Source organism: Flavobacterium sp. (assembly GCF_035292545.1).
Lineage (GTDB): Bacteria > Bacteroidota > Bacteroidia > Flavobacteriales > Flavobacteriaceae > Flavobacterium.
In genome coordinates this window covers 16,317-40,760 of sequence record NZ_DATDPV010000063.1, presented here as the reverse complement: position 1 = coordinate 40,760, position 24,444 = coordinate 16,317, and the positions used below count along the sequence as shown (strand labels likewise).

8 protein-coding genes are annotated in these 24,444 nt (G+C 35.8%); 7 read left to right on the top strand and 1 reads right to left on the bottom strand.

Annotated elements, in window-relative coordinates:
- The first annotated feature begins 188 nt into the window (after positions 1-188).
- The 5 genes from rpoC to VI621_RS10705 all read left to right on the top strand — a co-directional run bounded on the left by rpoC (position 189) and on the right by VI621_RS10705 (position 18,984).
- Positions 189-4,502 carry a DNA-directed RNA polymerase subunit beta' gene (gene rpoC, locus VI621_RS10725; protein WP_324218385.1) on the top strand — a complete coding sequence of 1,438 codons (4,314 nt, stop codon included), beginning with the start codon at positions 189-191 and terminating at the stop codon, positions 4,500-4,502.
- A gap of 3 nt (positions 4,503-4,505) precedes the next feature.
- The gene (locus VI621_RS10720) at positions 4,506-4,817 is read left to right on the top strand and encodes a DUF3467 domain-containing protein (protein WP_324218384.1); all 312 of its coding nucleotides are present in this window, start codon (positions 4,506-4,508) and stop codon (positions 4,815-4,817) included.
- Positions 4,818-5,300: 483 nt separating this feature from the next.
- Positions 5,301-12,977 carry a beta strand repeat-containing protein gene (locus tag VI621_RS10715; RefSeq protein WP_324218383.1) on the top strand — a complete coding sequence of 2,559 codons (7,677 nt, stop codon included), beginning with the start codon at positions 5,301-5,303 and terminating at the stop codon, positions 12,975-12,977.
- A gap of 1,160 nt (positions 12,978-14,137) precedes the next feature.
- Complete coding sequence (locus VI621_RS10710; RefSeq protein ID WP_324218382.1) at positions 14,138-18,706, top strand: reprolysin-like metallopeptidase; 4,569 nt, start codon at positions 14,138-14,140, stop codon at positions 18,704-18,706.
- A gap of 65 nt (positions 18,707-18,771) precedes the next feature.
- The gene (locus VI621_RS10705; RefSeq protein WP_324218381.1) at positions 18,772-18,984 is read left to right on the top strand and encodes a hypothetical protein; all 213 of its coding nucleotides are present in this window, start codon (positions 18,772-18,774) and stop codon (positions 18,982-18,984) included.
- A 149-nt stretch (positions 18,985-19,133) separates the two neighbouring features.
- Here the strand turns inward: VI621_RS10705 and VI621_RS10700 are convergent, their stop codons facing one another.
- On the bottom strand, positions 19,134-20,723 hold the full coding sequence (locus VI621_RS10700; RefSeq protein WP_324218380.1) for a peptide chain release factor 3: 1,590 nt from the start codon (positions 20,721-20,723) through the stop codon (positions 19,134-19,136).
- 222 nt (positions 20,724-20,945) lie between these two features.
- Here VI621_RS10700 and VI621_RS10695 point away from each other — a divergent pair, with 222 nt between their 5' ends.
- Both VI621_RS10695 and VI621_RS10690 read left to right on the top strand, forming a co-directional pair.
- On the top strand, positions 20,946-22,922 hold the full coding sequence (locus VI621_RS10695) for a peptidylprolyl isomerase (RefSeq protein WP_324218379.1): 1,977 nt from the start codon (positions 20,946-20,948) through the stop codon (positions 22,920-22,922).
- 114 nt (positions 22,923-23,036) lie between these two features.
- On the top strand, positions 23,037-24,443 hold the full coding sequence (locus VI621_RS10690) for a peptidylprolyl isomerase (protein ID WP_324218378.1): 1,407 nt from the start codon (positions 23,037-23,039) through the stop codon (positions 24,441-24,443).
- The last annotated feature ends 1 nt before the right edge of the window (position 24,444 follow it).

Sequence of the window (24,444 nt, the reverse complement as noted above, 5' to 3'; positions counted from 1 at the left end):
CGTTCCGATTTTTTATTTAACCAATAGGTTTTATAAATAGCACTTCAAAATTTTTATTTGAAGTTTAGAGAAGTAATCCGAGGTAGTAGCTTAATGATTTAATTTTTTTTTTGAGATAACTCAATATTTGAATAGGTCATAAATCTAAAATCAATTTTTTAATTGCAATTAAATCAATAGTAAAAACTATGATGAATAATAGAAATAACAATAATAAAGACAAAAACCCGATCAAAAGGTTTAACAAAATTTCGATAGGATTAGCTTCTCCAGAATCTATCTTGGCAGAGTCAAGAGGTGAGGTATTAAAGCCGGAAACTATCAACTACAGAACACACAAACCAGAGCGTGACGGACTTTTCTGCGAAAGAATTTTCGGACCAGTAAAAGATTTCGAATGTGCTTGTGGTAAATATAAAAGAATCCGTTACAAAGGTATCGTTTGCGACCGTTGTGGTGTGGAAGTTACAGAAAAGAAAGTACGTAGAGACAGAGTAGGTCACATCAATTTGGTGGTGCCAATTGCTCATATCTGGTATTTCCGTTCTCTTCCAAACAAAATTGGTTACATCCTTGGGCTTCCTTCTAAGAAATTAGATATGATCATTTACTACGAAAGATACGTAGTAATCCAAGCAGGTAATGCAAAAAATGCTGAAGGTGAATCTGTAAAAAGACTGGACTTTTTGACTGAAGAAGAATATTTGAATATTTTAGATACCCTTCCTCAAGACAATCAATATCTTGACGATTTTGATCCTAATAAATTCGTTGCCAAAATGGGAGCTGAATGTATTATGGATTTATTGGCGCGTATTGATTTAGACCAATTGTCATACGATTTACGTCACAGTGCTAACAATGAAACGTCTAAACAACGTAAAACAGAAGCATTAAAAAGATTACAAGTAGTAGAGTCATTCCGTGAATCTAACCTGAACCGTGAAAACCGTCCTGAATGGATGATTATGAAAGTGGTTCCTGTTATCCCACCAGAATTACGTCCTCTTGTGCCTCTTGATGGTGGTCGTTTTGCAACCTCAGATTTAAATGATTTATACCGTCGTGTAATCATCCGTAACAACCGTTTGAAAAGATTAATGGAGATTAAAGCTCCAGAAGTAATCCTTCGTAACGAAAAACGTATGTTGCAGGAATCGGTAGATTCATTATTTGACAACACGCGTAAAGCTTCTGCTGTTAAAACAGAATCTAACAGACCATTGAAATCTCTTTCTGATTCATTGAAAGGTAAACAAGGTCGTTTCCGTCAAAACTTACTTGGAAAACGTGTGGATTATTCTGCTCGTTCGGTAATTGTTGTTGGACCTGAATTGAAATTGTTCGAATGTGGTATCCCAAAAGATATGGCAGCCGAACTTTACAAGCCTTTCGTTATCCGTAAATTGATAGAAAGAGGAATTGTAAAAACTGTAAAATCAGCTAAGAAAATAATAGACAAAAAAGAGCCTGTAGTTTGGGACATCCTTGAAAATGTAATTAAAGGACACCCAATCTTACTGAATCGTGCTCCTACTTTGCACAGATTAGGTATCCAGGCATTCCAACCAAAATTAATTGAAGGAAAAGCAATCCAATTGCACCCTTTAGTTTGTACTGCATTTAATGCGGATTTTGATGGGGATCAAATGGCAGTTCACTTGCCGTTAGGACCAGAAGCTATTTTGGAAGCACAATTGTTAATGTTGGCTTCTCACAATATCCTGAATCCTGCAAATGGTGCGCCAATCACGGTACCTTCTCAAGACATGGTACTTGGTCTTTACTATATGACTAAGGAACGTTTGTCTACTCCAGAGCACAAAATTTTAGGTGAAGGCCTGACTTTTTACTCTGCGGAAGAGGTTAATATTGCATTGAACGAAGGAAGATTGGAATTAAATGCCAGAGTAAGAATCAGAGCAAGAGATTTCAATGAAGCTGGAGAATTGGTTTTCCAAATTATTCAAACTACTGCCGGTCGTGTATTATTTAATGAAGTAGTACCGGAAGCAGCTGGATATATCAATGATGTATTGACTAAGAAAAACCTTAGAGACATTATCGGTCATATTTTGAGCGCAACCAATGTACCAACAACGGCTGCCTTCTTGGATAACATGAAAGATATGGGGTACAAATTTGCCTTCAAAGGTGGATTGTCATTCTCATTAGGTGATATTAGAATTCCAGAACAAAAACCAAAATTAATCGCAGATGCCAGAGAACAAGTTGAAGGTATTTCGGTAAATTATAACATGGGTCTTATTACCAATAACGAACGTTACAACCAAGTTATTGATGTATGGACTTCTGCCAATGCACAGCTTACGGAATTAGCAATGAAAAACATTAGAGAAGACCAACAAGGTTTCAACTCAGTGTATATGATGCTTGATTCTGGAGCAAGGGGTTCCAAAGAGCAAATTCGTCAGTTAACCGGTATGCGTGGTTTGATGGCTAAGCCTAAAAAATCGACTGCTGGTGGTGGTGAAATTATTGAAAACCCGATTCTTTCTAACTTTAAAGAAGGTCTTTCGATTCTTGAGTATTTTATCTCTACTCACGGTGCGCGTAAAGGTCTTGCGGATACCGCTTTGAAAACGGCCGATGCAGGATATTTAACAAGAAGATTGCACGACGTTTCTCAAGATGTTATTGTTAATATCGAAGATTGTGGTACTTTAAGAGGTGTAGAAGTTTCTGCATTGAAAAAGAATGAGGAAATAGTAGAAACATTAGGAGAAAGAATTTTAGGGCGTGTTGCTTTGCAAGATGTAATTAATCCTTTAACTAATGAAGTGTTGGTTCTTTCAGGACAACAAATCACGGAGGCGATAATGAAAGTAATCGAAGCTTCTCCAATCGAGGGAGTAGAGGTTCGTTCACCATTGACTTGTGAAGCTACTAAAGGAATCTGTGCTAAATGTTACGGAAGAAACTTAGCGACCGGAAAAATGACTCAAAGAGGTGAAGCTGTTGGTGTAATTGCCGCACAATCTATTGGAGAGCCAGGAACTCAGTTAACATTACGTACCTTCCACGTTGGAGGGGTTGCGGGAGGTATTTCTGAAGAATCCAGTATCGTTGCTAAATTTGCAGGTCGTTTAGAAATAGAAGATTTAAAAACAGTTAAAGGTGAAGATGGCGAAGGAAATGCTGTTGATATTGTGATTTCTCGTTCTACGGAATTGAAATTAATCGATGTTAAAACAGGTATTCTTTTAGCAACAAATAACATTCCTTACGGTTCTAGTATTTTTGTAAAAGATGGTTTATCCGTAGCAAAAGGAGATGTTATCTGTAAATGGGATCCATATAATGGAGTTATTATTTCTGAGTTTACCGGTAAAATCGCATACGAAGATTTAGAACAAGGACAATCGTTCCAAGTTGAAATCGATGAGCAAACTGGTTTCCAGGAAAAAGTAATTTCTGAAGGAAGAAACAAAAAATTAATCCCGACTTTATTGGTTTACGGTAAAGATGGCGAATTGATTCGTTCTTATAACTTACCAGTTGGAGCCCACTTAATGGTTGACAATGGTGAGAAAATTAAAGCAGGTAAGATTTTAGTAAAAATCCCGCGTCGTTCTTCAAAATCTGGGGATATTACAGGAGGTTTGCCAAGAATTACAGAGTTGTTAGAAGCTCGTAATCCTTCGAACCCGGCAGTAGTTTCAGAAATTGATGGTGTTGTTTCTTTTGGAAAAATCAAAAGAGGTAACCGTGAGGTGGTTATTGAATCTAAATTTGGTGAGGTTAAGAAATACTTGGTTAAATTATCAAGTCAAATCTTAGTTCAGGAAAATGACTTCGTAAGAGCTGGTGTGCCATTGTCTGACGGAGCAATTACTCCGGACGATATCTTGAGAATTAAAGGACCAGCAGCTGTTCAACAGTATTTGGTTAATGAAATTCAAGAAGTATACCGTTTGCAAGGAGTGAAAATCAACGACAAACACTTTGAAGTTGTTATTCGTCAAATGATGCGTAAAGTAAGAGTTCAGGATCCAGGTGATACTTTATTCTTAGAGGATCAATTAATTCATACCAAAGACTTTATCGTTGAAAATGATAAATTATACGGAATGAAAGTAGTTGAAGATGCTGGTGATTCAGTAAACTTGAAAGCGGGACAAATTGTTTCTCCTAGAGAATTGCGTGATGAAAACTCATTATTAAAACGTAATGATAAAAACTTAGTTGTAGCTCGTGATGTTATCACAGCAACTGCAACTCCGGTTTTACAAGGTATCACAAGAGCTTCGCTTCAAACGAAATCATTTATCTCTGCAGCCTCTTTCCAGGAAACTACCAAAGTTTTGAACGAAGCAGCTGTAGCAGGAAAAGTAGATTACTTAGAAGGATTGAAAGAAAATGTAATTGTAGGTCATAGAATCCCTGCCGGTACCGGTATGAGAGAATACGATAATACGATTGTAGGTTCTAAAGAAGACTTTCATGAAATGATGGCTAACAAAGAAGAGTATAATTACTAAGATATGAACGATCCAAAACCACAACAGGGACAAATAAATATTGAATTAGATGAGGCTATTGCTGAAGGAATTTATTCCAACTTGGCAATTATCAATCATTCCGCTTCAGAATTTGTTTTAGATTTTGTATGTATCATGCCTGGAACTCCAAAAGCAAAGGTAAAATCGAGAATTGTATTGACACCGCAGCATGCCAAAAGATTGATCAAGGCATTGGCAGAGAATGTCCACCGTTTTGAAACCACCCATGGTGAGATTAAAGACACGGAACAACCTCCAATTCCACTTAATTTTGGTCCCGCAGGACAAGCTTAAAATAGAAAACCTCTTCAGAAATGAAGGGGTTTTTTTATGTCCTCTTGAAAAAGCGATAAAGGCTTAAGTAATAAAAATAATTGAGAGAGGATTTTTCTGTAATAGTTTAATTTTAAAAGAATGAGTTTGAGATGTGATATATATAACAAAAATTAGGATTTCGCGATTTTTATTTTATTTTATTTTATAAATATTTACTTAATAAAAGATTAGTTTTGGAAGTTAATAAGTGGAGAGCTATTATTAATCTAATAATTTAATAGTTTTATTGCTTATTTTCTAAAACAGTTTATTTTTTAAAACCAAACTAAATTTTTATCTATGAGGAACAATTACCCTGTATTGCTTGGGTTTTTTACATCCGGCAAAAAAATTAAAAATGAAAATCCACCCACGCATTCGCGGACGTCATCTTCATTTAAAACGTTATTAGTACTCGCTTTTTTATTTCTTTTAATACCAAAAGAGATATATGGGCAGAGTATGGCTAATTATGCATTTTCTTCAAACAACACGGGTTCTTTAGATTCAATGATAGGTTCTACTTCATTGGTCGGCTCCGGTGCTATAACTGCAGGATATAATGATGATAATGCTTCTGCAATAACTAACTTAGGTTTCACTTTTTATTTTATGGGTTTACCCTATACTCAGTTTTCTGTTAACACTAATGGACAAATGAGATTAGGGGCAACGGTAGTGAGTGGGACTAATATTACATCAACAACTGCTTCTGTTCCTTTGTTAGTGCCTATGGCTGGCGATAATTCCAGTGGTTTTGCAGGAGATTTAGATCCAGTTAGTTACGTTGTTACAGGAACTGCTCCAAACAGAGTATTAATAGTTCAATGGAAAAATTTCCAAATACCTTTTAATGCTTTAGGTACTGTAGGAGGTAATATGCAATTATGGCTTTCTGAGTCTACCGGTAAAATTGATTTTGTATATGGTAGTATGTATAATAATAATGCAGCAGCTGTTTCGCGTTCAATATTTATTGCTTCAAGTAATACTGCTACAACAGCCGGATATATAACTGTTGGAGCCGTTCCTACATTTACCTTAGCGGCAAGTCCAACTACAAATTCTTTTGCTTCATCGTCAAATATTGCTAATTTGTATTCTGCGGCTGATGGTTCAAGAACGGTTTATAGTTTTTCACCGGCAAATACAACTGTAAGCGACCCAATATCCCTGACATTTACTGGGATTAATACTATTGCAACTACAGTTAACTGGGTTGATAATTCAACAAACGAGTTTGGTTTTTTGATAACAAGAGCCACCGATGCAGCTTTCACACTTAACGTTGTAACAACTAACGTTGCTTCTTTAACTTCTGGAGCAACAGGTGGGCCTTATGTTTCATCACAAACCGGTTTATTGCCAAGTACTTTGTATTATTATAAAATTCAAGCACTTACAGAAGCAGCGAATTCAAATGGGTTAACGGGGTCACAATCTACTTTGGCACCAGGAACTTTTACTTCCATAGCTTCGGGTAACTGGAATACTGCTGGAACTTGGGATGCTGGTTCAGTTCCGACACTATATGATTCAGCAGTCATTGCAACAGGACATACCGTTACAATTGATGTTTCGAGTTTAGTGATAAATGATTTAAATGTTACAGGGACTTTAGCGTACGGAACAACCCCTACATCTTTTGCCGTAAATGGTAATCTAACTGTAAATTCAGGGGGTGTTTTTAATGTTTTTAATGCAACAACTGGTAAAACTTTAAATGTTAAAGGAGACATTGTAAATAACGGAACAATTGACATTTCAGTTGGGGCAACAACGGCTGGAAATCTTACTCTAAGTGGAGCGACAGTACAAACCATATCTGGTTCAGGTGTTTTTAATACATCAGTTATTCGAAATTTAACTTTCTCAAATACAAGTGCTTCTATTCCAAATATTAATTGGAATATGAACAATATTAAAATAGCAAATAATTTAAACTTAACTGGTGCTAAAGTTAATCTTAATGGGAATAAATTAATTTTCGGGAATTCAGCGGCAGGGGGTACTCTTACTGCTCCAACAGGAACAGGATTTTTAGGAGGCACATTTTCCAGATGGTGGACTACTACTGTTACAGGTTCAGCAATTACAGCTGGTTCAGATCCAACTAATGCTACAAGCAGATATCCTTTTTTATCTGCTAGTGGACAAACAAGAGCAATGTATATAACCAGATCTTCATCTTCAGCGACTGGAAATACAGCGGGGCAATTATCTGTTGCATATGTTGATGATTCAACAATTACATCAGGACTTTCTATTGCCGATGGTGCTTATACCATAACAGATAGATACAATGGAAATTGGTCTGTAACATCGGAATCAGGATATGTTTATGCTTCCGGAACTCATACGGCAACAATTTTAGCGAATAATATTTATTATGCTATAAATGGGAATTCAAGAATAATGTTATTGAATGCAGCAGCGGGTGGTACTCACCAAAATGGTACTGCTACTCCGGGAGCTCAGCGTATAGGATTGACTACGGCTCAATTAACAGCCGAAGCATTGTATCTAGGTATAGCTTCTTCTGACATTTCTTTTGTTTCTGTGACTACAGGAGATTGGAATACAGCTTCAACCTGGAATAAGAATACTGTGCCAACAGCAACAGATGTAGTTACAATTGATGCTACACATACTGTATCTTTAACCAGTGCTGCTTCAGCGTCTGCTGTTACGGTTGTTTCTGGAGGAACTTTAGCATTAACGAATGATTTAACATTGGGAGCTGGTTTTGTAAATAACGGAACGGTTTCAGTTAGTTCGGGAACATTGACAGTACCAACAACAATTGCAAATAGCGGAACTGTAGCTGTATCTGGAGGAACAATTACTGTAACTGGAGGTAGTGCAACAGGATATTCAAATGCTTCCGGAGCAACAACTACTATTTCTGGAGGGACAGTTAATTTGGGCCCAGTAGGAGGAGGAAACAGATTGTTTTCAAACAGTGGAATTTTAACCGTTTCTAGTGGAACTCTAAATGTAAATGGGAATTTGGTACACAATACAGCTTCTACTTTTAATCAAAGCGGAGGAGATATTAATATTGATGGTAATGCAGCAGGTGTTATTGCTAATAGTGTATTAACTGGTACAAATCTATTAAGAATAAATACCAATTTATTAAACTTAACAGGAGGTAAAATAACTATTGTGGATCCTCATGCAGGTACTTCCACATCAGATTATGCTTTAGGTTATTCAACTTCTACATTACATTATGCTTGTGGTACAGGCCATACTATCCAGTTTGGTGATGGCGTTTCTACTGATGCAGGAGGACATACTAATGGGTTTTATAATTATTTATTTGTATCGACAGGTTATTTGTCATTAGGAAATGTAATTGTAAACTCTGCATCTGGCACAAACCGTTTTGTAAAAACTACTTCTACTGTTGGGATTATGGGTAATCTTACCATAACAATGGGAGAGTATCAATTAGCATCTACGACATATGTTGCGGGTAATATTATAAATAATGACCGTTTGTTATCAACAAGTACGTTAATTTTAGGGACTTGGTCAAATGGAACCGGAAGCATTACTTCAAACGCACAAACTATTTCAGGATCTGGAATGTTTTCAAATTTAGCAACTACTCCAACAGCTAATTTAACAAGTTTAACGATTAATAATAATAATCCTGCTGGTGTTACAATGGATGTTCCCTTATCATTAAGTGGTACGCTAACTTTAACAACAGGGAAATTAAATACAAATAGTACTAATTTATTAACTTTAGGAACTGCTTTATTAGCGGGTACTTTGTCTGGAGGTAGTGCAACAGCCTACATAAATGGTCCATTTGCAAGAACGATAGCTACTGCAAATGCTAATACCAACTATATTTTATTTCCAGTCGGTAAGACTATTTATGCCCCGATTTGGTTAGCGCCTGCTACAACAGCAGTTTCTAATATGAAAGCGGAAACTTTTGACACAAATACAGGAACTAATGATGCATCATTGGTTAACTTATCTGCTACTAGAAGATGGGAAGCACCATTAGTGTCAGGTACTTTTACGGATATCAATGTTAGAGTTGGTGATGCTGGAGTTGTTACCACAAGTATTCCAGTACAAGGATCTGCTGCTGCTGGTGTCTATACTAATGCTTTTGGAAGCGTTGCAACTTATGCTGCTGGAACTCCTCCTACTACTAGATCCAATACAGTCGTGACAAGTGCTAATTATACTGGTTTTCTTTCTTATGCAGATTCTAACTCATGTAGTGGAACACCTGCGCCAGGAAATACTATAGCTTCAGTTAACAATATTTGTTTAGGAACTTCGGTTACATTGTCATTACAAAATACAACTTCTGGGTCAGGAGTGACCTATGTTTGGGAAAGTTCTACTGATGGAATTTTATTTACTCCAATATCCGGAGCAATAAATCCAACATTTGTTATAGTTCCTACTGCTGTTACTTATTACAGAGCTCAGGTTACTTGTAGCGGAAATACAGGAATTTCTACTCCTGTTCAAATTATATTTACTAATAGTATTTTAACAACAACTCCTGCTTCGCGTTGTGGAACTGGAACGGTTACTTTAAATGCCACTAGTAATTTAGGAAGTACAATTAATTGGTATGCTGCTCAAACGGGCGGTACATCTTTAGCTACAGGAACTTCTTTTACTACACCGTCTATCAGTAGTTCAACAAATTATTATGCGGCTGCAAGTACAGGGGGGGCACCTCAATTTACAGGTAGATTAACTCCAGTAGGAGTGTCAGGTACGAATTTAATTACTTATGGTCAAGATTTCACAGTAACACAAAATGTGAAGCTATATAGTGTTGATGTTGTTTCAACGACAGGTACCTCAATTACAATTAGTTTGTATAATAGTACAGGTACCACCCAATTAATGACAACCGGAGCTGTTGCGGTTACTGCAGGATCTACCCAAGCCATTGCTTTAGGATGGGACCTGGCTCCTGGAACTTACAGGCTAGTTGCTAACGGTATGACGGGTAATTTTATTAGAGAAAACTCTGGTGTTACCTACCCAATTGCATTATCTGGTTTTGGACAAATTAACGGATTTGTATCTTCTATAACAGGAACAGTTACAACATCAGCTAGTTATTATTTTATGTACAATTGGTCTATGGCAGTGTTTTGTGAGTCACCAAGAGCTTTGGTTACTGCAACTGTAACGCCACCGCCTACATTTACTTTAAGCGGTAATCCGGCTGCAATATGTGCAGGACAATCCTCATCGGCTGTAACTGTAACTGCAGGGGCTTCTGATTACGACACCTATGTTTGGTCTCCAGCAACAGGCGTATCAGGAAATGAAATTACTGGTTGGGTATTTAATCCAACATCGACAACTACGTATACTTTAACAGCTTCCCAGTCTGGTGGGGCATTGTGCGCAACAACAGCAACTGTTGTTGTTACAGTTAATGCACTTCCAAATGTTATAACAATAACACCATCACCTGCGATTGTTTGTGTTGATAATATTCAACCATTAACAGCTTCAGTAGCTTCAAATGTTGTAAATTTAGGATTAGGTTCTACAACTAATGGTACTACTGCTTACCCAGCTCCATACTCTAATTACTATGGAGGAACTAAACATCAAATGTTAATCAGAGCATCTGAACTTACTGGCTTAGGTATAGTACCTGGAGCTGCAATAAGTAAAATTGCATTTAATGTTACGGCTGTAGGTACAACTTTTACCGGTACTTTAAATAATTTTCAAATTGATATGAAGAACACTGCTTCTAATGTGCTTACTTCAACATCTTTTGAATCTGGTTTAACAAATGTTTTAACGGCTACTAGTGTGGTTATACCAACTACGGGATTGCCTGCAAGCGTTACCCATACCCTAACAACTCCTTTTGTATGGAATGGAACGGATAATCTTGTTATTCAAACATCTTACAGTAATGCAAACGCAGGAACAAGTACAGATTATGTTCAAATGACTAATTCTGACCCTGGTTTTGTTAGTACAAACTGGTATAGAGCTGATAGTGTAACTTCTGCAGCAATTTTAGCAGCAGCAACACCAACAAGTTCAGGAAATTCTAGGCCTAACATGATAATTACCGCTTCTGTGCCGGGAACTAGTCTGGTTTGGTCTCCAATAACTAATTTGTATACTGATGCCACGGCTTTAACACCTTATTTAGGAACAAGTGCTACAACTGTTTACTTTAAATCAAGCACAGCTGGAGGCCCAACAACCTATACAGTTACAGGTACAGGTGTTAACTCTTGTTCAAGAACGGCCACGGTAGATGTAACGGTAAACGCTACAGCAGTACCGACAGGTTCAGCATCTCAAACATTCTGTAATGCAGCTACTGTAGCTAATCTAACAGCGACAGGAACTGCAATTCAATGGTATGCGGCAGCGACTGGAGGATCAGCTTTAGTTTCTACAACAGTATTAGTTGATGGAGTACATTACTATGCTTCTCAAACCGTTTCAGGTTGCGAATCAGCAACAAGATTAGATGTTACTGTTACTGTAAACGTAACTGCAGCACCAACAGGTTCTGCAACGCAAACATTCTGTAATGCAGCAACTGTAGCTAATCTAACAGCGACAGGAACAGCAATTCAATGGTATGCAAATGCAATTGGCGGAACAGCATTAGCTTCTACAGATGCATTGGTTGATGGAGCGCATTATTATGCTTCTCAAACCCTTACTGGTTGCGAATCAGCAACAAGATTAGATGTTACGGTTACTGTAAATGTAACTGCGGCACCAACAGGTTCTGCAACGCAAACATTCTGTAATGCAGCAACTGTAGCTAACTTATCAGCAACAGGAACAGCAATTCAATGGTATGGAAATGCAATTGGAGGAACAGCATTAGCTTCTACAGATGCATTGGTTGATGGAGCGCATTATTATGCTTCTCAAACCCTTACTGGTTGCGAATCAGCAGCAAGATTAGATGTTACGGTTACTGTAAATGTAACAGCGGCACCAACAGGTTCTGCAACGCAAACATTCTGTAATGCAGCAACTGTAGCTAATTTATCAGTGACAGGAACAGCAATTCAATGGTATACAAATGCAATTGGCGGAACAGCATTAGCTTCTACAGATGCGTTGGTTGATGGAGCGCATTATTATGCTTCTCAAACTGTTTCTGGTTGTGAATCAGCGACAAGATTAGATGTTACTGTTACTATAAATGTAACTGCAGCACCAACAGGTTCTGCAACGCAAACATTCTGTAATGCAGCAACTGTAGCTAATCTAACAGCGACAGGAACAGCAATTCAATGGTATGGAAATGCAATTGGAGGAACAGCATTAGCTTCTACAGATGCGTTGGTTGATGGAGCGCATTATTATGCCTCTCAAACCGTTTCTGGTTGCGAATCAGCAACAAGATTAGATGTAACCGTTACTGTTACTGTAACTGCAGCACCAACAGGATCTGCAACGCAAACATTCTGTAATGCAGCAACTGTAGCTAATCTAACAGCGACAGGAACAGCAATTCAATGGTATGCGGATGCAATTGGAGGAACAGCATTAGTTTCTACAACACCATTAGTTGATGGAGCGCATTATTATGCTTCTCAAACTGTTTCTGGTTGTGAATCAGCGACAAGATTAGATGTAACCGTTACTGTAAATAATACACCTGCACCTACAGGAGCAGCAACACAAACATTTGTAACAGGTCAAATGGTTTCAGATATTGTGGTAAGTGGAAGTAACATTATCTGGTATGCTTCATCAGGTGATGCATCCACTGCGACAAATCCAATTTCACCTTCAACTGTATTAGTAAATAATACTACTTATTATGCTACTCAAACGGTTTCTGGTTGTGTTAGTACAACTAGTTTAGCTGTTACAGTTACCGTTACCTTAAAAGTTGATAGTTTTGATTCAAATTCATTCTCGTTTTATCCGAATCCGGTTAACGATATCTTGAATTTATCTTATTCTCAAGAAATGACGGATGTAAGAGTGTTTAATTTAATTGGTCAACAAGTGTTTGCCAAAAACATAAATGCAACTACAACTCAGATTGATATGTCAGGCTTTGCAAATGGTGCTTATTTCATTAAAGTATCATCAGATAAAGCAACAAAAACAGTCAAAGTAATCAAAAAATAACATTAACATTTTGTTTTTCAAAAGCCACCCGAAACGGTGGCTTTTGTTTTTTATAGAATCTAATATTTGCTAGAATATTCAGTCAAAAAGTGACTTTGAGATTTTAACGAGTATAATTGTAATTCATCGAAAAAATTTCATGTTAGGGATTTTATGTTTTAACTTTAATACAGATTTACAGACATAAATTATAGTTTTAGAATTAAAAGCAGAAAATAAAAAGATAAAACCACTGTAAAATATTTTTTAAAAGTAAATCCAAATGATGAGGAATTATCCGAATAAGAGTTAAAGAAGATTGGTTGTTTTTGTTGTATTGCTATTCTCAAAGAAGTTTGTTTTTACTTAATTTTCAGTTCATTCGACAGTGTAAAAACGTTATAGAAAATTTAGAAATTATTAGTACAACAAAGTCAAAAATGGGTTTGGATTTTTAGTTAATAAGGTCGTAACAATCTCAAATGGAGAAAAATTATTTCAACCAATAATTTCCAAAAAAAAGAAAAGCAAGGCATAAATATCAGCAAAATAGTTTTTGCATAGTACTTTCATTAAAAAAATACTTTCATACAGATTGTACGATAACATAGATTTCTTAAATTAATTGGTTACTGAGTTAGTTCAAAAAAAACCTTCCATATTGATCTCTGGAAGGTTTTTTTATTTTAAAAACCGAGTGATTCCATAAACTAAATTAGAAATTTGATTTAACTTATTAATCAAATTCTGAAGTAAGGAACAACTTCACGTGTGGAAATTTATTCTGGGTCATTTGAATCTTAAAATCGAGGTCAGCTAAAAACAAAGTTGCAAACTGTAATATATATATTATTCGTTATAGATTTAATAAAAAAATAGTTTACAGGAGCGTCTTTTTTACTATCTGATTGGAAATCTTTACGAATGAAAAATAACTGCAGTTGTAGCTAAATTTTTTATACAATCAGATTATTTAGAAGCACTTTTTTAGTCGGCCCTTTTTTTGTTAAATACCATAATTTATAAAAAATTATTATTAGAGAAAAGTATTATAAATATCGATTAACAGGATGAAAAATCCGATTAAACTCCATTTTTTAAAAAAAATAAAACTTTATTTGGTGAAATTGTTATAATATTGGAGACTTGTTGATTATACATTACCAAATACGCATTAATTTATGAAAAAAATATTACTTTTTATTGCTTTTATAGCGATTACAAATTGTTTTGCCCAGACCGACAAGTTATGGAAATCACATAAAGGAACAATTGAGACTACCTCAAAAAATGTAAAGAGACCTTCGTTTCCAAAAGACTTTCAATTATATCAGCTGAATATTGCTTCCATGAAGCAAATTTTATCTCATGCTCAAGATCGTTTTGTGTCCAAAAAAGGAGTTGTTATTTCTTTACCTAACACGCAAGGAAAGTTAGAGCAATTTGAAGTTTTTGAAGCTTCAAACTTTACCCCAGAATTACAGGCACAATTTCCAGATATTCGCGCTTATGCTGGAAGAAGCTTAGAAGACAAGTATGCACAATTGCGCATGAGTATTTCTTCACAGGGTATCCAAACCATGATTTTCAGAACAGAATCAGGAAATGAATTTATGGAACCTTATTCTGCTGATGGAAGCGTTTATGCGGTTTATAATTCTAGTAGAAATAAAGGGGATAACTCTTTTACCTGTTCTACTGTAGACGAAAAATTAGTGAATGATTTATCTGGAAAGACTTCTGATTTGGCTAGATCTGGCGCTGGAAAATTATTAACGTTCAGATTGGCCATGTCATGTACGGGCGAATATGCAACTTATCATGGAGGAACACAAGCTTTGGTGCTGGCTGCTTTTAATAATACTATAACGAGAGTTAATGGTGTGTATGAAAAAGATTTAGGAATCCATATGAATTTGATCGCCAGTACTACGAATGTAATTTACTTAAATTCAGGGACTGATCCTTATGGTGCTACTGATGCTAATTATAATGCGGAATTACAAGCTGCCTTAACGGCTCAAATTGGAGAAGGAAATTATGATATTGGTCATCTTGTGTCTGCCACTGGAGGGATAACGGGTAATGGAAATGCAGGCTGTATTGGTTGTGTGTGTGTTAATGGTCAAAAAGGGAGTGGATTTACTACTAGATCAATACCTGTTGGTGATGATTTTGATATTGATTTTGTTGCTCACGAAATGGGGCATCAATTTGGAGGAAATCATACTTTTTCTAATAATAATGAGGGTTACGGTGTAAATGTTGAAGTAGGTTCAGGCGTAACGATTATGGGATATGCAGGAATTACCCCTTACGATACCCACTTGCACTCCATTGATTTATTTCATGCTGGAAATATTGCACAGATACAAGCAAACATGTTAACTAAGACATGTCAAACGGAAACAATCCTAACTCATGGTGCGCCAGTTGTTAATGCAGGCACAGATTACACAATTCCTAAAAGCACTCCTTTTATGCTTACAGGCTCTGCAACCGATTCAAATAATGATGCATTAAATTACGCATGGGAACAGAATGATGATGGTGTTGGTCAGACAGCTGCCAATAGTGGTGCACGTGCAAACAAACCAACTGGACCAAACTGGGTAAATTATGTTCCAAGTACAATTCCATCAAGATATTTTCCTAGATTGAGTTCTGTTATAGCAAATCAAAGTACCACTGCAGGGTTAGATGTTGTAGCCGAAGCATTAAGTTCTGTAGTAAGAACTTTAACCTTTAGATTAACTGCCAGGGATAATAATATATTAGGGGGACAAACCGGATTCGATAATGCTGTAATAACAGTGAATGCTACGGCTGGACCTTTTTTAGTAAGTATTCCAAATACAAATGTTTCTTGGGCTCCTGGTTCCAATCAAACGGTTACTTGGACTGTTGCGGGGACTACTGCAAATGGTGTCAACGCGGCATATGTGGATATTTACCTTTCTACAGATGGAGGAAATACTTATCCTGTATTATTAGCTGGAAAAGTACCTAACGATGGCTCCGAAACAGTTACCATTCCAAATTCAGCAGGAACTACAAATCGAATAATGATAAAAGGGAACAATCATATTTTTTTCGATATCTCGGATATTAATTTTACAATTGCTGCTCCTGCTTCCACTTTTGCACTCGCATTTTCAGGTGTTGCAGATGGGCAATTCAAAGCGACATGCCAGGGTACCGATAGTGTTTATGATTTGAATTATTCAACAATAGCAGGATTTTCAGGGAATACAACTTTCGGTGTGACAGGTAATCCTGCGGGATCAATAGTTACTTTTTCTCCAACATCAATAAATACAACTGGGACTGTTAATGCAACTATCAGTAATACCATATCCTGCGCTCCCGGGCTTTATACAATGACTGTTACAGGAACGTCGGGAGCTACCACTAAGACTGTAAAATTGTATTTAGAGGTTTTGAATGCAGGTTTTGCTGTAATGTCTTTGACCTCACCCGCAAATCTAGCTGTTGCACAACCTACAAATCCTAACTTGAGCTGGGTTGCTGATGCTACTGCTACATCCTATGATGTTCAGGTTGCTACAGATGATGCCTTTTCTAATATTATAGTTAACGGAAATGTTGCGACTAACAGTTATTTGTTATCTGGCTTAACACCAGCTACAAACTATTTTTGGAAGGTTTTACCAAAAAATGCTGGATGTTCAGGAGTTTATAGTTCGTCATATCGCTTCACCACAGGTACTTTAGGAGCGCCAGTATGTAATAATTTTGCATCTACAAATATCCCACTAACAATTTCTGCTTCAGGAACACCAACAGTAGATTCAACAATAACAATTCCAGGCGGAAGTAATGTTACCATTTCAGATTTAAATATCACGGCTCAAATTACACATTCCTATACGTCTGATTTAACCATTACATTAATAAGTCCAACTGGTATCCAAGTACAATTGGTAACAGGGATGTGTACCAGTAATAACAATATAAACGCAACTTTCGACGATGCAGGAGCTACATTAGTATGTGGTACAAACCCTGCCATATCAGGGACTATTATTCCTGCTCAAGCCTTGTCCGCTTTTAACGGAGAATTTTCACAAGGGGTTTGGACATTGAGAGTTTATGATGGGTTTAATACTGATGGTGGATCTATTACCAATTGGAGTTTAAATATTTGTAACAATACTTTTTTACCTACAACCTGTGGGCAAATTGCAACCACATGGAATGGAAGTGCCTGGAGTAATGGTAAGCCATTAGACAATGTGGCAACAACTATCAATGGCAATTATACTTCTACAGGTGATTTAGAAGCCTGTTCCCTGAATGTTGCCGGAACGGCACAAATGACAGTTTTGTCAGGACATAACTTAACGGTAGCGGGAGTAGTGAATGTAGCTGGTACAGCCAATTTAACGATTGAAAACAATGCTAATTTAATTCAGACTCAAAATGTTTCTAATATTGGGAACATTATTGTAAAAAGAACTACAGCTTCGTTAATGCGCCAAGATTATGTTTTATGGTCTTCGCCTGTAGTCGGGCAACAATTACAATCTTTCTCGCCATTCACTTTGGCAACAAGGTTCTATACCTATAACCCTTCAACCAATTTATATGTTACGGTAGGTACTCCGGCTGCAACTAATTTTGCTGCAGGAACAGGTTATTTAATTCGTATGCCAAATGATCACCCTGCAACACCAACAATTTGGAACGGAACTTTTACCGGAATTCCAAACAACGGAACTGTGAATCTTGTAGTTACAAACGGTTCTTATAATGCTATAGGAAACCCTTATCCGTCCACCATCGATGCAGATTTATTTATATCCGCCAATGGTATTGCTGAAGCACTTTATTTTTGGAGAAAAACCAATAATGCAGCTACAACATCATATGCTACTTATACTTTAGCTGGTGGAGCGGGAACAGGTTCTAATTCTGGGGATCCTTTAGGATTAGTTCCAAATGGGATTATTCAGGTTGGGCAAGGATTTATTGCTAAATCAACTGCTACAACGCTTTCGTTCACCAATCCGATGCGATTAGCTGATAATGGAAACCAATTCTTGAGAACTACGGCAAATAAAAGCAGAGTTTGGTTGAATCTAACCAACACAAACGGATTGTTCAGTCAGACAATGGTGGCTTATATGCCCAATGCTACGCAAGGAGTTGATGCTGCAATTGATGGTCGTTTCTTTAATGACAGTCAAACGGCCTTGACATCTATCATCAATAACGAAGAGTTTGCTGTACAGGGCAGGGCTTTGCCATTCGATGCAAGCGATGTGGTTCCATTAGGATTCAAAACGGAGTTAGCAGGGAATTATACTATTGCTCTAGATCATTTTGATGGATTGTTTACTTTAAATCAAGATGTTTTCTTGAGAGACAATATGAACAATACTATTCAAGATTTGAAAGCAGGTAGCTATACTTTTGCAACAGCGGCAGGAGTTTTCAATTCAAGATTTGAAATTATATACCAAAATCTATTAGATGTAAATCTTCCTGTATTCGATGAAAATAGTGTAGTAGTATACAAAAATAACGGTTCAGTCTATATCAGCTCTGGGGCTGTAATTATCGATAATGTAAAAATATTTGATATTAGTGGCAGATTATTAACTGAAAAACAAGAAGTTAATTCAACCGCAACTACTATCAATACCTCAAAATTTGCAACTCAGGTTTTAATAGTCCAAATTACATCAAACACACAGATTAAAATAAGTAAAAAAGTAGTTAACTAATTCATCATATAATTTGTGACCACAATTAGTTATTAAGCTATTTGGTTAATTAAAAAAAAAATGAAATGAAAAAGATTTTATTAAAAACATATCTCCTTGCCTTCTTCTTATTGAATGGATTTGTCATGTTTGCCCAGCCTGGGGACGATAATGGAAGCGGAGACTTAGAAGGGGATGATGCACCAATGGCTCCTATAAGCAGTAAATTAATTGTTTTGGCTTTAGCCGGAATTGTTTTAGCGGTATATACTTTTAGAAATAATAGAAAAAGAGCATAGCTTCTTACTAAATAAGCATTTTAAAAGACCTCGTTTGCGAGGTCTTTTTTGTATAAAAATACTGTAAATAAAAAACCTTCCGAAAAAATATTTGGAAGGTTTTTTTGTTTTAAAACGTATTGAGATTCTCTTTTCAGCAGTTTAGATCATTAATCAAACTCCGAAGTAAAGAACAACTTCACGTGTGGAAATTTATTCTGGGTCATTTGAACCGTAAAATCCGAGTCAGCTAAAAAGACCAATTGATTGTATTTGTCTTTTGCCAAAAACTTCTGTTTGATACGTTTAAATTCTTTAAATTCTTCACTTTTGGCATCGTCAGGTTTTACCCAGCATGCCTTATGTACAGGGAAGTTTTCGTAAGTACATTTAGCGCCATATTCATGCTCTAATCGGTATTGAATTACTTCATATTGTAAGGCGCCAACGGTTCCTATTATTTTTCTGTTGTTTAATTCTAGCGTAAATAACTGGGCAACACCTTCGTCCATCAACTGGTCAATTCCTTTGTCCAATTGTTTGGCTTTCATCGGATCGGCATTGTTGATATATCTGAAATGTTCCGGAGAGAAACTTGGAATTCCTTTGAAACTCATGATTTCACCTTCGGTCAAAGTATCGCCAATCTTGAAATTCCCGGTATCATGCAAACCAACAATATCACCTGGATACGAAATGTCAACGATTTCTTTTTTCTCTGCAAAAAAGGCATTAGGACTGGAAAATTTTAAATTTTTATTTAAACGAACATGCAAATAAGGCTTGTTACGCTCGAAAGTTCCGGATACAATTTTGATAAATGCCAAACGGTCACGGTGTTTAGGATCCATATTAGCATGGATTTTAAACACAAAACCAGTCATTTTTTCTTCTTTCGGATCCACTAATCGCGTTTCAGATTCTTTTGGTCTTGGCGATGGCGCAATTTCCACAAAGCAATCCAAAAGTTCACGTACTCCAAAATTATTCAAAGCCGAACCAAAAAATACGGGTTGTAATTTTCCGTCTAAATATTGTTGTCTGTCGAATTTTGGATATACTTCGTCAATCAATTCTAATTCTTCTCGTAATCTGTCGGCAGGTTTCTGACCTATTATTTTTTCTAATTCCGGATTTTGTACATCCGAAAAAGCGATGGTTTCTTCAATATTTTTACGATTGTCTCCACTAAACAGATTGATATTTTGCTCCCAAAGATTATAAATCCCCTGAAAATCATAACCCATTCCGATAGGAAAACTCAAAGGCGTAACGGTCAGCCCTAATTTTTGTTCGACTTCGTCCATCAAATCGAAGGCATCTTTTCCCTCACGGTCTAATTTATTGATGAAAACAATAATTGGAATATTACGCATTCTACAAACGGAAACCAATTTTTCTGTCTGTTCTTCGACTCCCTTTGCAACGTCAATTACCACAATAACACTATCTACGGCAGTTAAAGTCCTGAAAGTATCTTCGGCAAAATCCTTGTGTCCCGGTGTATCGAGAATATTTATTTTTTTGTCCTTATAATTGAATGCTAAAACCGAAGTAGAAACCGAAATCCCTCTCTGACGCTCAATTTCCATGAAATCGGAAGTGGCCCCTTTCTTGATTTTATTGTTTTTTACGGCTCCGGCTTCCTGAATGGCACCACCAAATAATAGTAATTTCTCTGTCAATGTCGTTTTTCCGGCATCTGGATGCGAGATAATTCCGAAAGTTCTTCTACGTTCTATTTCTTTTAAAAAGCTCATATTTTGTGTAAATGGATTGCAAAAATACTATTTATTCAACAAATAATTCGCAAACCTTTAAAAGAGAATAAAACAGGCAATATATATTCGATTTTTATGTTAATAAATTTTTGTTAATAGTAAGGGCTATACTTGTTTAATGTAATTGAATTGTTATTTTTGTTGGTTGCAAATCATGCCCTATTTATTTTTAACCTAATTTACTTAACTAAAAATTATAAAATGAAAATGAAACAATTGTTTTTTGGATTGTTACTTTCCTTGAATTTAATCGGTTATGCTCAAACTGGCAAAGAAGTTTTATTTACAATTGATAATAAACCTTATTATACAGATGAGTTTTCAAGGGTTTACAATAAAAACCTTGATTTGGTAAAAGACGAATCTCAAAAGGATTTAAATCAATATTTAGAATTATTTATTGGTTATAAGCTTAAAATAAACAAAGCATATAGATTAGGTTTGCAAAATGGAACTCAATACCAAAATGAGTTAAAATCATACAGAACACAACTTTCCAAAAATTATACTTCGGATTCTAAAGTTACCAAAGAGTTAATTGAAGAAGGATATAACCGTTCTTTAAAAGAAATCAAAGCATCACATATTTTAATTATGGTGGATGAAAATGCTTCCCCGGAAGATACTTTGAAAGCTTACAAACAAGTTTTGGATATTCGCCAAAGAGCGTTGAAAGGAGAAGATTTCGGTGCATTAGCTGCTGAGTATTCTCAAGATCCTTCGGCAAAAGAGAACAAAGGCGATTTGGGTTATTTCTCGGCTTTTCGAATGGTTTATGCTTTCGAATCTGCAGCCTATAAAACGCAAAAAGGAAATATATCAAACCCGGTCAGAACTCGTTTTGGGTATCACTTGATTAAAGTGGATGACGTAAGGGACAATAGAGGCGAAGTTACTGTGGCGCACATTATGATTTTAAATCCAGCCACAACTTCAGACAACAAAGCCGATATCGATAAACCAAAAAATACTATTCAGGATATTTATAAAAAAATTCAGCAAGGAGAGAGTTTTGAGGATTTGGCAAAACAGTTTTCAGAGGACAAATCTTCATCTTCAAAAGGAGGATTGCTAAACCGTTTTGCTTCAGGGCAATTGAGTTCAGAAGAATTTGAAGCGGTAGCCTTTTCTTTAACCAAAGAAAAACCGATTTCCGAACCTTTTCAAAGTCAATTTGGATGGCATATTGTCAAACTGGTAGAGAAATTTCCAGTAAAAACATTGGATGAAATGCAGCCTGAATTGGAAAATAAAGTCAGTAAAGACGAACGTTCCCGATTGATAATGGCTTCCATGACGGAGAAATTGAGAAAAAAATACACTGTAAAAAGAGATAATAAATTATATGCTGCAATTTCTAAGTTGGTGACGAATGATTTCTATCAAGGAAAATGGGATGTTCCCTCAAACATGAAAGATTATGACAAGAAATTGTTTGCTATTAATGATAAGGTGATTAATGGTACAGCATTTTTATCTTTTGTAAAAGAGCAACAAAAAACAACAAATACTTTAAAGCCAATCACTAAATTGACAGATAATTTATATCAGAAATTTGTTGATGAGCAATTGAATATTTATTACAATGATAATTTAGAAAACGAATTTCCTGAGTTTTCGGCTGTGATGGATGAATATCGCGATGGATTGTTACTTTTTGATTTAATGGAAAAAGAAATTTGGGAGAAATCTAAAACGGATACGCTGGGATTGAAAAAATTCTATGAGTTAAACCTTAAAAACTACAATTGGAAAAATAGAGTGGATGTAATCATTCTGTCGTCAACAAAGATGGATGTGATTAAAAAGGCTCAAAAATTATTAAACCAAGGTAAAACACCGGAATTTATCAAAGAGAAATTAAATGAAAAAGGCGGCGCAGTTAATATAATGACTAATGTTGGCGTTTTTGAAGAAGGAAATGATGTGTTGCCAAAGAATTTAAAATTGCAAACGGGTGTTTCCGATATTATAAAAGAAGGCGAATATTATTTTGTGACTAAAGTAAATAAAGTACTGCCGGCCGGCCCAAAAACGCTGGAAGAGTGTAAAGGAAAAGTAATCAATGATTATCAGCAATATTTAGAAGAAAACTGGGTTAAGGATTTGAAGAAAGAATTTAAAGTCGAGGTAAACCAGACAACTTTTGAGAAAGTTAAAAAACAGTTGAAATCATAAGTTCAGACAGATAAAATTTACTTCAAGAGAAGTATGATTAAATAAAATAAAGTTATAATTAATTTAAAAAAGTTGAATAAGAAAATACAGATGATGCCAATAAAAACAATAAACATGAGATTTTTAAATAATAAAATTGCACTGACAATTTGCCTTTTTGTATTTTCAGGTGTGATGAATGCACAAGAAATTATTCCGGAGAAAACAGTGGCTGTAAGTACGACAAATGTACAAGGTCAAAAACAAAAAATTGATGGAGTAATTGCTACTGTTGGTGATTTTATCATTTTAGATTCTGATATTGACAAAGGCTATTTAGAAATATCAAGCCAGGGAAATTCCATAAAAGATATCACAAGATGTCAAATGTTAGGAAAACTGCTTGAAGATAAATTATATGCGCATCATGCCATTCAGGATAGTATTGTAGTTACCGATGATGAAGTCAAAAAAATGATGGATGACAGAATTAATTATATGATAGAGCAAATTGGCTCTATGGAAAAAGTGGTTCAGTACTATAAAAAAGATTCGGAAGAGGAATTCAGAACTTATTTCTTTGATATTCTAAAAGAAAATAAGTTGACAGAAGAAATGCAAAGAAAAATTGTTGATGCAGTTGAAGTTACTCCTGAAGAAGTGCGAACTTTTTTCAAAAAAATACCAACGACTGAATTGCCTCTTTTTGGTTCAGAAATGGAAGTAGCACAAATTGTGATCACGCCAAAAGTATCTCAGGAAGAAAAGCAAGCAGTTATTGACAAACTCAAAGAATTCAAAAAAGAAATTCAGGAAGGTGCCAGTTTTTTTAGTAAAGCGGTTTTATATACAGATGACAAAGGTTCTGCTTCTAATGGAGGTTTTTACAAAATGACCAGAAAAACACCTTTTGTAAAAGAATTTAAAGATGTGGCTTTTTCACTTGCTGAAGGAGAAATTTCTGAACCATTCGAAACCGAGTTCGGATATCACATTATCATGGTTGAAAAAATCAGAGGACAAGAAATCGATTTGAGACACATCCTTTTGATTCCTAAAGTGAATGAACAAGCACTTAAAGACGCCAAAGAAAAGGCAGCACTTATCAAAAAGCGTATCGAAGAGAAAGAAATTACTTTTGCTGAGGCTGCAAGAACATTCTCTGATGAAAAAGAAACCAAAGCTAATGGTGGAGCTTTAATTAATCCAAAAACGCAGGATACCCGTTTTGAATTAACAAAAATGGACCCGAGTTTATATGGTCAGGTTTCTGGTTTGAAAGAAGGAGAAGTTTCTAATCCTTTGATGGAAGAAGATCAGAAAGGAGCCAGAAAATACAAATTAATTACGGTGACCAATCGTATTAATGAGCACACGGCTAATTATGCGCAAGATTATATCAAAATCAAGAATATTGCTTTGAAGGAAAAACAAATCAAGGAAATTGGTAGATGGTCTGAAGAAAAAATCAAAGAAACCTATATCAAAATCAACGGAGAATACAGAGATTGTATTTTTACAAACAATTGGTTAAAAAAATAAT

Coding starts and splice junctions, on each gene's coding strand:
- VI621_RS10695 (WP_324218379.1), top strand. CDS start 20,946: ATGAAAATGAAACAATTGTTTTTTGGATTGTTACTTTCCTTGAATTTA.
- VI621_RS10720 (WP_324218384.1), top strand. CDS start 4,506: ATGAACGATCCAAAACCACAACAGGGACAAATAAATATTGAATTAGAT.
- VI621_RS10715 (WP_324218383.1), top strand. CDS start 5,301: ATGGCTAATTATGCATTTTCTTCAAACAACACGGGTTCTTTAGATTCA.
- VI621_RS10705 (WP_324218381.1), top strand. CDS start 18,772: ATGAAAAAGATTTTATTAAAAACATATCTCCTTGCCTTCTTCTTATTG.
- VI621_RS10690 (WP_324218378.1), top strand. CDS start 23,037: ATGAGATTTTTAAATAATAAAATTGCACTGACAATTTGCCTTTTTGTA.
- rpoC (WP_324218385.1), top strand. CDS start 189: ATGATGAATAATAGAAATAACAATAATAAAGACAAAAACCCGATCAAA.
- VI621_RS10710 (WP_324218382.1), top strand. CDS start 14,138: ATGAAAAAAATATTACTTTTTATTGCTTTTATAGCGATTACAAATTGT.
- VI621_RS10700 (WP_324218380.1), bottom strand. CDS start 20,723: ATGAGCTTTTTAAAAGAAATAGAACGTAGAAGAACTTTCGGAATTATC.